The 12022-nt window shown below is 43.5% G+C and carries 9 protein-coding genes and 2 rRNA genes; 7 read left to right on the top strand and 4 right to left on the bottom strand.

Annotation, left to right across the window (positions count from 1 at the left end; genetic code table 11):
* The 4 genes from BM099_RS17455 to BM099_RS17440 form a co-directional block, all read left to right on the top strand.
* A 23S ribosomal RNA gene (locus BM099_RS17455) occupies positions 1–303 on the top strand; the annotation flags it as partial.
* A gap of 155 nt (positions 304–458) precedes the next feature.
* A 5S ribosomal RNA gene (rrf, locus tag BM099_RS17450) occupies positions 459–574 on the top strand.
* 182 nt (positions 575–756) lie between these two features.
* Positions 757–1236, top strand: coding sequence for a DUF2489 domain-containing protein (locus BM099_RS17445; protein WP_090729950.1), 480 nt, complete (start codon positions 757–759; stop codon positions 1234–1236).
* A gap of 1 nt (position 1237) precedes the next feature.
* The gene (locus BM099_RS17440) at positions 1238–1612 is read left to right on the top strand and encodes a hypothetical protein (RefSeq protein ID WP_090729945.1); all 375 of its coding nucleotides are present in this window, start codon (positions 1238–1240) and stop codon (positions 1610–1612) included.
* Here the strand turns inward: BM099_RS17440 and BM099_RS17435 are convergent.
* From BM099_RS17435 to BM099_RS17425, 3 genes are read right to left on the bottom strand one after another with little or no spacing between them, the layout of a single operon-like run.
* Positions 1597–4263 (bottom strand): ATP-binding protein, encoded by a 2667-nt coding sequence (locus tag BM099_RS17435; RefSeq protein WP_090729942.1) that lies wholly within the window; start codon positions 4261–4263, stop codon positions 1597–1599. The genes BM099_RS17440 and BM099_RS17435 overlap by 16 nt on opposite strands.
* 1 nt (position 4264) lies before the next feature.
* Positions 4265–5194 carry an ABC transporter substrate-binding protein gene (locus BM099_RS17430; protein ID WP_090729938.1) on the bottom strand — a complete coding sequence of 310 codons (930 nt, stop codon included), beginning with the start codon at positions 5192–5194 and terminating at the stop codon, positions 4265–4267.
* A gap of 27 nt (positions 5195–5221) precedes the next feature.
* Complete coding sequence (locus BM099_RS17425; RefSeq protein ID WP_090729935.1) at positions 5222–7333, bottom strand: TonB-dependent receptor plug domain-containing protein; 2112 nt, start codon at positions 7331–7333, stop codon at positions 5222–5224.
* Between the two features lie 422 nt (positions 7334–7755).
* Here BM099_RS17425 and BM099_RS17420 point away from each other — a divergent pair, with 422 nt between their 5' ends.
* The 3 genes from BM099_RS17420 (at position 7756) to BM099_RS17410 (ending at position 11161) form a co-directional block, all read left to right on the top strand.
* Positions 7756–9102 carry a magnesium transporter gene (locus tag BM099_RS17420; RefSeq protein WP_090729932.1) on the top strand — a complete coding sequence of 449 codons (1347 nt, stop codon included), beginning with the start codon at positions 7756–7758 and terminating at the stop codon, positions 9100–9102.
* Between the two features lie 184 nt (positions 9103–9286).
* Positions 9287–10069 (top strand): 3-hydroxybutyrate dehydrogenase, encoded by a 783-nt coding sequence (locus BM099_RS17415; protein WP_090729929.1) that lies wholly within the window; start codon positions 9287–9289, stop codon positions 10067–10069.
* A gap of 78 nt (positions 10070–10147) precedes the next feature.
* Entirely contained in the window at positions 10148–11161 is a 1014-nt protein-coding gene (locus BM099_RS17410; protein ID WP_090729927.1) for a patatin-like phospholipase family protein, read from the top strand.
* A 128-nt stretch (positions 11162–11289) separates the two neighbouring features.
* On the opposite strand, the gene BM099_RS17405 is transcribed toward BM099_RS17410, so the two are convergent.
* A complete protein-coding gene (locus tag BM099_RS17405; protein WP_090729924.1) occupies positions 11290–11967 on the bottom strand; it encodes a type 1 glutamine amidotransferase domain-containing protein in 678 nt (225 codons plus the stop codon).
* Positions 11968–12022 lie beyond the last annotated feature (55 nt).

The following is a 12022-nucleotide window of genomic DNA, read 5'->3' as shown; positions in this document are numbered from 1 at the left end:
AGTTCGGTCCCTATCTGCCGTGGGCGTTTGAGATTTGAGAAGAGTTGCTCCTAGTACGAGAGGACCGGAGTGAACGAACCTCTGGTGTTCCGGTTGTCACGCCAGTGGCATTGCCGGGTAGCTACGTTCGGACGGGATAACCGCTGAAAGCATCTAAGCGGGAAGCCCCCTTCAAGATGAGATCTCGCTGGGAACTTGATTCCCCTAAAGAGCCGTTTAAGACTAAGACGTTGATAGGCTGGGTGTGGAAGCGCTGCGAGGCGTTGAGCTAACCAGTACTAATTGCTCGTGAGGCTTGACCATATAACGCCAAAGGCGTGTGGGAAGCATGTTGTGATGCTGAATGAAGTAGGCATCACCGTAAGAGATAAAGTTACAGACTAGCGCTTGTTAACACAGACAAAGACAAAAGATACCAACAGAAAACATTCATCAAATCCTCGTTGTGACAGTTTACGCTTGGCGACCATAGCGAAATGGAACCACCTGATCCCATCCCGAACTCAGCAGTGAAACGTTTTAGCGCCGATGGTAGTGTGGGGTTTCCCCATGTGAGAGTAGGTCATTGCCAAGTACCTATTAGAGAAACCCCGATCACGCTGTGATCGGGGTTTTTTTATGCCTGTAAAACGCCCGCGAGAAATGAAATTCTTTGTATTCATATTTGATGTATCCGTTAGGATTTCATTTTAGGGTTTCTGATTATTTTTCCTGTATTATTTACCCGCAACTCATTATTAATAGATAGGTCATGAAATGTCGGAGTCAACGGTTTTTGTTCTCATCGGTTTAGGCGTGTTGATTATTTTTTTTCTCTCGTTCTTTATTTATAAGAAATACATATCGTTAGTAAATATTAAGAGGCAAAAAGAAGAGCAGGCTGAGCGTTTACGTGCTGCACAAGAAGAAAAGTATAAGCATATTATTGATAGCCTTAAGATTTTATCTCAGGCTTTAATGACAGAGCAGGTGGGTGTGGTTGAAGGAGCGATTCGAATAAAAGTACTGATTGATCATCATGACCCTGATCTACATAAAAATCAGTCTTATGCGGTATTCTCCGATATTTTTGCTGAAACGGAGCATATCCCATTTTTAAAGGCCTGGAAGGAGCTTGATAAACGCTCTAAGCGTAAATATGAACTCTTTATGTCTGATATTGAGATGAAGAGAGGCGAAGAGGTAAAAGCTGCGGCTGTGAAGCTAAATGCCGAATTGAGCCGGACCCTTCACTAACGTGGATTTTATTGTTGTTTTTCTTGTCACATTATTTCTTTTGCTCTTACTCGTAGTGTCAATGCTATTTGGGCGAGCCCCTACATATCGCCCGGATAAGAAGAGTGCTTGTTTATTGATTTCAGCATTATGTGATGGGAAATCTGAGGATGACAGGTGGCTTCTGTTCATTAGCATTCCTATCGTGCATGACCCTGACTTAGAGAAAATCAGGCTGCAATGCTATGAACTTGAGCTGCAAGCTGAAGATAACCAGGATGTGTGCTTTGGTTCGGGAATATTTCGCTACAACCCTGCAGGCATGAAACAATTAGAACAGATTAGGCAAAAGTTAAAGATATTGATAGATAATGAGCCGACTTACCGCTCTTTTTGATTTTCGGTTTGGTTTTGCATTTTTAATAAACGAGTAAGGCGCCATACGTACTTCCAGATGGTGCGCCAAGCTGGTATTTGACTTTCAAGCAATACTTGGATTTCTGCAACGCAACATTCGATCTCGGGTAATTCATATAATCCTGAGATTCCCGCCAGTTGATGATTGATCTCTTTTAAAGCAGTAATGTTCTGTAATTCGTAAGCTTGCTTGAGTTTGTGTATTAGAGATTGTAGTTCTTTGTGTACTTTGTCATGCCCTACACCATATTCGAGAATATCAGTTGTATGAGGAGGATATGGGGGGCATTGTGCTGTCGCATTCACGTCTTCCGGAATGAGTCGCTTGATGGTGTCTAAGAGTTCTTTATCATTGATTGGCTTAAGCAGAACCTTAGAAATACCTGCATCATACAGGGCGGTGTGTTCTCTCGGGATAATGTTGGCGGTTAATGCAATAACGGGTAGGTCTGGCCACTGCGTCTTAATCTGCCGAGTCGCCTCAAAGCCATCCATCACGGGCATGTGTGCATCCATTAAAACAATGTCAGGCTTGTGCTCTTGAACAAGTTTAATGGCTTCCAGCCCGGTGCTGGCTGAGTAGGTCTGGATATTATAAGTATCAAGAATTTTCTTAATCAGTATGCTATTAAATTCATTATCTTCAGCCACCACAACTCTTATTTGTTGTTCAGATTTTCTTTCTTCGCGGATGATTTTTTCGAGTTTCGCTGCTTTGTTTAACACCTGATAAATACGATGCGGTCTGACTGGTTTGTTTAATATAGATATATTGGACGACATTATGGGGAGATTCAAACAATTGGGCGATAGTACGATAACCTCTGTGCCGTTAGATTCTATTAGTGGTAATGCTGCCAGAACGGATTCCTGAAGCTCATGGTTAGCAGGTATACCAAAGATGATAGTGTCGTAAGTCCGCGTTAACTGTAGGAGTTTTGTTAAGTCGTTTGTCGTTACGAGCGTAGCAATCTGTTTTTCTAATTCGATTTTCAGAGCGTTGCTCAGGCTCGTATTGGCTTCATAATAAAGTACTGATTTTTGTAATTTTTCTACCTTTGTATTGATCTGTTCTTCTTGTGGTATCACTTTCAGTGCGAGAACAAGTGTAAGCGTCGTCCCTTTGCCTTGTTCGCTGCTCATGGATAATGTTCCCCCCATAAGCTCTGTCAGTCTTTTGGCAATCACTAAGCCAAGACCGGACCCGCCAAAGCGTCGTGTGATCGATGTATCTGCTTGAATAAAGGCCTTAAATAGTTGATTGAGCTGTGCCTGCGGAATACCAATGCCGCTATCGATAATTCGGATTGTGAATACACTTTGCTGTGTATTCATTGGTTTTGTTTCAAGATGAACTTCAACGTAGCCACTGTCTGTGAATTTGACCGCATTGGATACGATATTGGAAATAATTTGTCGCAGCCTTGTTGGGTCTCCTTCTACTTCAAGGAAGGTTGTGTCAGGAATATTAGCTATCAGTTCTAGCCCTTTTTCATGCGCTTGAGGTGCTTGCATTTCCAGGACGTCGTAGATGACCTCTACTAAGTTAAACGGAATATTTTCTATAGAAATAGCATCTTGCTGGAGTTTAGAAAAGTCCAGAATGTCATCAATAATAGATAGTAGCATCTGTGATGTTCGGTTGATGATTCGGATGTTTTCTAATTGTTCATCTGAGCAGGGGCTTTGTTGGAGTAGTTTGGCGAAACCGACAACAGATGTTAAGGGAGTACGTAGCTCATGGCTCATGCGGGCCAAAAAGTCATCTTTAGCTTTGTTTGCCTCATCTGCGCGTCTCCGTGCTTTTCCTAAGGCACTATTTTGTTGCTCTAAATGGTCTAAAGTTGATTGTAAACGCCGCGTCGCTAGTTCAACTCTTGATTCTTGATTTTTGATTGACGTGTGGATCGTATCCGCGAGGTTGTTAAGCCCAAAAGCGAGCGAGTTGAACTCTCCGGTATAGGTCTTGGTTATTCGTGCCTCATAATCACCTGCCTGAATCTTTTCCATTACTTGTGTGAGTTCGAGTATGGGTAAGCTGATACGTTTGCCAAAACGTCGAGCAAGAAAAAAGGTAAAAATGAAACCTACTAATAGCAGCATGGAGTTTGCAAAAAAGATTTGCTCCTCCTTTTTTATTTTTCTTGATTCCGATAGTATGACAACTACCCAACCTACCGTGTCAACTATCTGTTCTGATTCCTGAAATTCGGCATTGTCTAAAAAAGGAATACCCGTGGTCACTATAGGTTGTGTGAAATACCAATATTCACCCTCTTGATATGTTTGTGCAGCAGATACTTTTAAATCTACATTAAATTGATCAGAGCGTAAGATTAATTCATATTTGCCGTTAAGAAATAAAATATCAGCAACATCCTGCTCTAAGAGAGGGCCTTTACTGAGCGATTTAAGTAATTCGTTATTGTTAGTAATAAAGCCAAATTCTGACGATGATGCAATTAACCGAGCCAGTAACTGCCCTCTTTCTATAAGTGACTGCTCGGCATCATGCAAGCGCGTATAGGTGAAATATCCACCTAACAGTAATGAGATAAAGAGAAGCGGTAAGAGGGTCAGTAGTAAAATACGTTGTCTGATTCCGAGTTTATCTAACAAGCCTGTACTCATGTTAATTGATCCCTTCCAAATGATGTTGCAAGGTGTCAGTGTTTGGAAGCTGGATCTGTATGGTGTGTGCAGATTGATAATTTAATTTTACGCTAAAGTATTTCGGGTGCTCAGGCTTTGGCCAGGAACCTGTTGTTATAAAAGCATCTAGTGCTTCAGCCGTATGTGTGCCAATTTGTTCCGGTGATGAAAATACTGCAGCGAGCGCACCGGCATCTACGTATTTTTCAGAAAAGCCGATAAGTGGTTTTCTCCCTCGCAGTGTCATAAATAAAGACCACTTGGCGCTGGCGCGATTGAAGGCTGATTTATCGGGAATCGCTAAAAAGATATCCGTTTCCTGAATAACGGGTCGCAAGGTGTTAACAGGATTATCATCAGGGTTAAGCTGCACTGATTTTATCCTGAATCCGGTTTCTTCCGCTGCTTTATGGAGGCGCTGACTTTCCTTTATCGATGAGGCTCCAAAAACAGTGCCGATGCTTGTTCCATTTGGAGCAATTAAGCGCGCTAAGGTTAATTGTCGAAGCATTGATTGGTCAATAAAGATAGCAGTTGTGTTTTGCAGACTTCTTGGCGAGTTGCTTAGTAATTGCTCAAAGACTCTACGAGGCAAAAAGCTGGCAATAACCGGCGCTTCCGGAAATTTCTCTAAGGCTAGTTTAAATGCGGCAGATCCTACTGTTAAGAGCAGTTGTGGAGGCGCAGGAATAGTGTCAATGGTTGCTGGTGTGTATTCCTCAATTTGAATATCTGACTGGAGTGTCCTATGAATAGTTCGAACCACGACCTTGTAAGCTGGACTTTCAGAGCTAACTAGTATCGTTAGCTTACTGGCAGCAAAAGCCTGACAAAAAATGGATGTAAATAAGAGGATGGCAACTATTGTTACCAGTCTTATTTTTGTTATATCCCACTTTCTGTTGTTCATATTTTAGGGCAGTCCTTGCCAGAGGTGTTAAAAATCTAACGTCATTGTTAAGTATAGACGTCGGTCATACAGGTTTTTAATCTGAAATTCTGAGTACTGCTGATCAAACATGTTTTTGACTAAGAGGCTGGTCGTTAATTGCCTGTTGTGGCTTAAGTGAAAAGATTTAGACACTTTGAGGTCAGTTGTCTTATAGCTTTCTTTTACATTTGAACCTAACCACGTCACATCTGACATATAATTAAAAATAAGACTGGTATCCAGCGAGGGTGTAAAGCGGTGATTGAGTAATAGCGTTGCTGTATGGCGAGGTGATGCATCATCATACCGTTGGTCGGACTTCCCAGGATAAGAGCCACGTCTGTAAATGCCGCTGAGCTTGTTTAAGCTGTAAGCGAAGTGGATCAGGTCTTTATCGGTAGGCTTTAGGCTGGCTTGAATTTCAACGCCGCGCGACTTTCGATTAGATGCATTACGTAATTCTCTGACCTCGTCATTAAGCGTGGCACCGGCAAATTTTTGCTGAGCCGATTTGATGTCAATCGGCCCTTCGTAAAACCAGTTATCCAGTCCCTGTGAAATACGTTCGTTAAAAAACTTCAGATCGAGAAAACCGCTTTGTTGTGGAAATAGCCAGAAGATACCTAGTTCTGCAGCGTTTAGCTTTTCAGCTTCAATATTGTCATTAGCAAAAGAAACATAGTCGTAAGGTACGCCTTCAGGGAATATGTAAGCGGTTTGCCCGTTTTCTTCCAGTAAAGAGGGTGTGCGGAACGCTTGGGTTATGGCTCCGCGTAACGTTAAAGAATTGGTGAGTTTGTAGTTTGATGCAAATCTTATTGAGTTAGAAGGTTTAGTGATTGAGGATAATTCCGACATGAACCCTGCATTCCAGCTGAGTTTTTCTGTTTGTTTCCATTCAGCATTGCTGAAAATAAAATAAACCTCTTCATCGACTGTTTTATCATGGCCTAAAAGTACAATGCTGGATGCTTTTTCATAACGTAATCCTAATCCAGACGCTAGTGTGAAAGTGTTGCTTGGAGAAAAGGTATGCTGGATTTCAGCACCGTAGGTTTCTGTTTTGCCATTTTCTGCGCTGGTGTTAACGTTAAAGTCACTCACGTGAGTACTTGCGAATGGGTAAGTGTTTCCCATGACTGATGCAAGGAATGCTAATTGGCCATTGAGCTGGATTAACCCAGGATCATTTAAAAGTTCGGACGTAGGAAATGATTGGGTTTTTAATTCCAAATAGTTATGGTAAAGCTGAGTATTCAGCTCATTTTTTTCATCAATGATGCGGCTCCAGTGTAAATGCTGGAAGTGGGAAAAGTGCTCCCTGTCTTGAAACTCCCTTAATTCACCTTGATTACCCCCATCACCTATGACAATCGCGCCATTATTAAACCCGGCAGTAAAATCAATGCTGTCATAAAGTGAAGGGGTAAAAACAAGATGGATATTGCCTAAATTGAGATTTTCTCCATCCTGTTGAAAGTCAAAACCGTTATTTTGTTCATGCCCCAGACTGACTCGATAATACAGATCATTTACTTTTCCATTAAACGCTGTCGTTATGTCTCTCTTACCTTGAGCACCGACAGTTGTCGTGATCTGAGATGATGGCTGATCTATCGGAGTTTTTGTGATGATATTGATTGCACCCATCAGCGCATTTGACCCATAAGAGGGTACATTGGAGCCTCGCACCACTTCTATACGTTGAATATCATGGATAGATACTCCTAGTGTGTTCCAGGCAACAGTCGAGAGTAAGGGTATATAGACGGGGCGTCCGTTAATACGGACATCCAGATTTCTTGGGAACTCACCAGACGCTCCATGATAGGTAACGGCGTATTTATTCGCATTGGGTGTATATACCTGAAAGCCAGGAACCAGCTTAAATAAGTCCGCAATATCAAGGGCCCCGGATGCTTGTATTAGTTCCTGGGTAATGACAGTGGTTGATACCGGCACTTCCGAAATATCCTGAGAGATACGTGTAGCGGAGACTATTTCGGGTATATCACTGAACAAGTCGGTTTCACTATAAGCGTGGCAGGCGATACTCGGGATGGATAAAGCGATAGATAATAGAAGTTGCTGAACACGATCCAAGCGCGGATAAATCATATGACACCTGATATTTAAGTATTACTAGATGCGTGTGCCAACATAAATAATGATGGCCAGCATAATCACTGCTTCAATAATAAATCCATTGTTTGTCAGAGCCCAATCTAGCATGCTGAATAATCACTAAAGAATTCCTAGAAGAATAACGAATTTAGACTAGAGGTAGTAGGTTTAAATCTAATAGATGACAGAAAATCTGTATGAAGTCACCCATTTGGCCGTCAAATAAGTGCGGATGAAAGCGCGTTTATCAAGAGCCCTTTTTTGCGGTTTGCTTTGCAGCCGTTGTGTTGCGCAGGACGCTTGGGTAAATACCTGATCAAGCAAAAATTTTTTGTGCGCTAGCGGCTAATTTATTGGTTATGTTGCGCAAATCATGGCAGTCTTATCAGCTCATATTACTCACAGGTTTTTGACATATGTCAGACGATATAGGCCCTCTGGTAGACCTCATTGTTAACTCAGAAGAGTCTGGCACAGACTTTGATAAAGAAGCACTACAGGATCAGCTAGAAGATCTTGAGTATGATCAATGGGCATTGTTATTAGAAGCCTTGCCGACTGAAGAGCGGTTGTCGCAGTGGCAGTTGGTTCCTGTTGAGATGCAGGCCGAAGTGCTTGTTGATATGCGTTCGGATGCACGTCTGTCGATTATCAATACATTGCCTTCCGATATGCTTGAACAGCTTTTCGGGCGGTTGTCGCCGGAAGACCTGATAGAGCTGTCTGATTCTCTACCAGAGCATCTGATCGATCTTGCTTTGCAGCAGATGAATCAAAAGCAGCGGCAGTTTTTCGAGCACAGTAGCCAATATAACGACAATCAAATAGGTCGTTATGCCGATCATAATCTATTGATTCTGCCTCAAAATGCGAAGGTTTATGACGCCTTACGTTTGTTGCGTCGTGATATTCCGGAATGTACGGATGCATTATTTCTGACGGATCGGGCTGGGCGTTATGCAGGAACAGTCCCTTTGCACAGTACGTTTGGCTCGCCGGGGCATATTCCACTCGTAGAGTTGTTGGATGAGGATGCAGAGCCATTAGCCGCAGAAACCAGTTTAGAAGAAAGTGCCGAAATTCAGGAAAAATCAGATTATGTGCTTCTTCCTATTGTTGATGCAAAAGGTATGCTTATTGGTCGTATGACCATCAAGGATGGTTTTCAGATCCTGCGGGAAACTCATGATGCTGAGCAAATGGCCAGAGCTGGTTTGTCCGAAGATGAAGACCTGTTTTCACCTGTCTGGAAAAGTTCGATGCGCCGGGCAACATGGCTCGGGATCAATCTATTGACGGCATTTCTTGCTTCATGGGCTATTGGTTTATTTGAAGCTACGCTGCAGCAAGTGGTCGCACTGGCTGTATTAATGCCGATAGTTGCTTCAATGGGCGGGATCGCTGGTAGCCAAACGCTGACACTGATTATTCGTGGTATTGCTTTGGGGCAGATATCCAGAGGTAACCTCTCACCTTTGCTTATTAAAGAGTTAAGTGTAGGTGGTTTTAACGGCATTTTATGGGCGTTTGCCATCGGTGGGATTGTCGCGTATTGGTTCTCGGATATGATGATCGGCATCGTGATTGCTGCGGCGATTGCTATCAATATCGTTGCGGCGGCTTTCTCTGGCGTCCTGATTCCTGTGTTACTGGATAAAATGAAGATTGATCCGGCTTTGTCGGGTTCAGTGATACTGACAACCGTTACCGATGTGGTGGGATTCGTTACGTTTCTTGGCTTAGGTACACTATTTTTGCTTTAAAATTCAGGGATTAAATATAAGTAAAGGTGCTCTGCCCCTCATTAAGAGGGATTTGTGCACTGCAGTAATTATGTTAATCTTGTGTATTGCAAAGCTGTGTTAATGTTGTGCTTTGCATCAAGTTGGCTGGCAGTTTTGCTGTTGGACTCAGGCTTTGAATAATGACTTTTATAAGGAATGGATAATGCTGACAGGTAAAAATGCGGTTGTGACGGGTTCTACTTCTGGAATTGGTTTGGCAATAGCACGCGGGCTGGCTCAGCAGGGTGCTAATGTCATGATTAATGGCTTAGGAAACCCGCAAGAGAACGAAGCGATCAGAGCATCTATCCAGGCTGATTTTGATGTTCAGGTTCTATTCTCTGCAGCAAACATGCTGAAGTCAGATGAAATAGCCGGCATGATCGCTAAAGCAGAGCAGGCTTTCGGTTCTGTCGATATTCTGGTTAACAATGCGGGTATCCAGTTCGTCTCGCCTGTTGAAGATTTTCCCGAAGATAAGTGGGATGCCATTATCGCGATTAACCTGACGGCTGCCTTCCATTCGACAAAGGCTGTTATTCCTGGCATGAAGCAGCGTGGCTGGGGACGTATTATTAATACCGCCTCTGCGCATGCCTTGGTTGCTTCTCCCTTTAAATCGGCTTATGTAGCGGCTAAGCACGGCATCGCTGGCCTGACTAAAACGGTTGCATTGGAATTGGCTGAGTTTGGCACTACGGTTAATGCGATTGCGCCGGGTTATGTCTGGACGCCATTGGTAGAAAAGCAAGTGGCCGATACAGCTAAAGCACGTGGGATTACAGAAGAGCAGGTTAAACAGGATGTGATGCTTAAAGCACAACCGACGAAAAAGTTTGTCACAGTTGATGAGGTTGCAGCGGTTGCCGTGTTCCTTTGCAGCGACGGAGCGGCATCTATCACCGGAACGACGCTTCCTGTTGAAGGCGGCTGGACTGCACAGTAGGAAATTGAATTTGAAATTCTCTACTATCAGCGAATAAAGCACTTAAGCTCAACAACCTTTACAAGGAAGACTACACGGATGCGTAAAAAATCGGTCAATCTGGCACTGCAGGGTGGTGGCTCACATGGGGCGTTTACCTGGGGAGTGCTGGATTATTTTATGGAAGATGGGCGTGTCAGTGTAGAGGGCATTTCGGGTACTAGCGCGGGTGCAATGAATGCTGTTGTGTTGGCTCAAGGGTATATGGACGGTGGCGCGGATGGTGCTCGCGCCGCACTTGAGCAATTCTGGCAGCAGGTGTCGCATATGGGAAGGTTTAGCCCCATTAAGCGAAGTCCTTTGGGTATTCTGACAGGTAGCTGGAGCATGGATGACTCTCCCGCTTATATGATGCTTGATCTGTTCAGCCGGGTTGCTTCTCCCTATGATACTAATCCGCTGAATATTAATCCGTTACGTGAATTGGTTGAGTCCAGTATCGACTTCGAAAAGGTTAGAGCATGTAGCGTGTTAAAACTGTTTATTGCGGCGACCAACGTCCATTCGGGCAAGATAAAAGTTTTTGAGCGTAAAGACCTGACGGCGGATATGATCTTAGCTTCTGCGTGTTTACCCTTCCTCTACCAAGCCGTTGAAATTGATGGCGTCCCTTATTGGGACGGTGGTTATGTTGGAAATCCACCTCTGTATCCTTTGTTTCATACGACTAAGTCCAGAGATGTATTAATCGTGCAGGTGAATCCGATTGAGCGTAACGAAACGCCGAAAACCGCGCGGGATATACTTAATCGGGTTAATGAAATATCGTTCAACTCATCGTTGTTAAGAGAGTTGCGTAGCGTTGAGTTTGTGCATCGATTGTTACAAGAGAACAAACTGGATAAAGAACATTACGCTGACATATTAGTGCATAGGATCGAAGCTACCGAGCAGCTAAACCCATTGTCAGCTTCCAGTAAAATGAATTCTGAGTGGGAATTTTTGACACATCTGCGTGATATTGGCCGTGAATCAGCCAAGGCTTTTCTTGATGAACATTATGAGAGTTTGGGTGTGCGATCCACGCTTGATTTGAAGCATGAGTTTTCATAAAACTATTTTATAAAGTGAAGTTAATATAAGCGCACTACATATCAGTAAGACGTCGGAGTAAAACTCATACCCAAGTTCGAAACAAGGAGCCCGGCGGGCTCCTTTTGCATATCGGCTTTTATGTAAGACTATTTCAATTGTGCAAGTAAAGCTTCAGCCACTGCTGCAGATGATGCTGGATTCTGGCCGGTTATCAGCAAGCCATCCTGAACGATATAAGGGCCCCAGTCCGGTCCTTTACTATACTGGCCACCGCGACTGTCTAATTCGTCTTCCAGTAAGAAAGGTACTATTTCAGTCAGTCCAACCGCGGCTTCTTCCGTGTTGCTGAAACCTGTGACTTTTTTGCCTTTGAATAAGGCTTCGCCCTGAGCATTTTTAGTATTCAGCAATACACTCGGCGCATGGCAAACGGCAGAAACAGGCTTGCCTTGCTGGTAAAACGTCTCAATCAGTTTAATAGAAGCAGTATTGTTGGTCAGATCCCACATCGGGCCATGCCCGCCCGGATAGAATATCGCATCGAAATTATCTGCTGATAGCTCGGCTAGCTTGCTTGTGTTGGCTAATTTTTGCTGTAACTCGCTATCCTTATCAAAGCGATGCGTAGCTTCTGTCTGGAAATCTTCCAGTTCGCTTTTAGGGTCGATAGGAGGCTGCCCACCGGCAGGAGAAGCGAGAGTTATGTTAACGCCGGCATCGGCCAAGGTGTAATAAGGTGCAGCAAACTCTTCAATCCAAAAGCCGGTTTTCTCGCCACTATCGCCCAAGGTATCATGTGATGTGAGTACAAAAAGAACGTTCATGTTGATAATTCCTGTAACTAAGCCCTGTCATAGGGCTTTTAATTAATATCGATCA

The organism is Neptunomonas qingdaonensis (assembly GCF_900113275.1).
Lineage (GTDB): Bacteria > Pseudomonadota > Gammaproteobacteria > Pseudomonadales > Balneatricaceae > Neptunomonas > Neptunomonas qingdaonensis.
Note: the sequence above shows the minus strand (reverse complement) of the source record. Positions and strands in the feature narration are given on the sequence as shown.

What these genes read in the sequence shown, in the direction of transcription:
- BM099_RS17445 (WP_090729950.1), top strand. Translation starts at nt 757, where the DNA reads ATGTCGGAGTCAACGGTTTTTGTTCTCATCGGTTTAGGCGTGTTGATT.
- BM099_RS17435 (WP_090729942.1), bottom strand. Translation starts at nt 4,263, where the DNA reads ATGAGTACAGGCTTGTTAGATAAACTCGGAATCAGACAACGTATTTTA.
- BM099_RS17430 (WP_090729938.1), bottom strand. Translation starts at nt 5,194, where the DNA reads ATGAACAACAGAAAGTGGGATATAACAAAAATAAGACTGGTAACAATA.
- BM099_RS17425 (WP_090729935.1), bottom strand. Translation starts at nt 7,333, where the DNA reads ATGATTTATCCGCGCTTGGATCGTGTTCAGCAACTTCTATTATCTATC.
- BM099_RS17420 (WP_090729932.1), top strand. Translation starts at nt 7,756, where the DNA reads ATGTCAGACGATATAGGCCCTCTGGTAGACCTCATTGTTAACTCAGAA.
- BM099_RS17415 (WP_090729929.1), top strand. Translation starts at nt 9,287, where the DNA reads ATGCTGACAGGTAAAAATGCGGTTGTGACGGGTTCTACTTCTGGAATT.
- BM099_RS17410 (WP_090729927.1), top strand. Translation starts at nt 10,148, where the DNA reads ATGCGTAAAAAATCGGTCAATCTGGCACTGCAGGGTGGTGGCTCACAT.
- BM099_RS17405 (WP_090729924.1), bottom strand. Translation starts at nt 11,967, where the DNA reads ATGAACGTTCTTTTTGTACTCACATCACATGATACCTTGGGCGATAGT.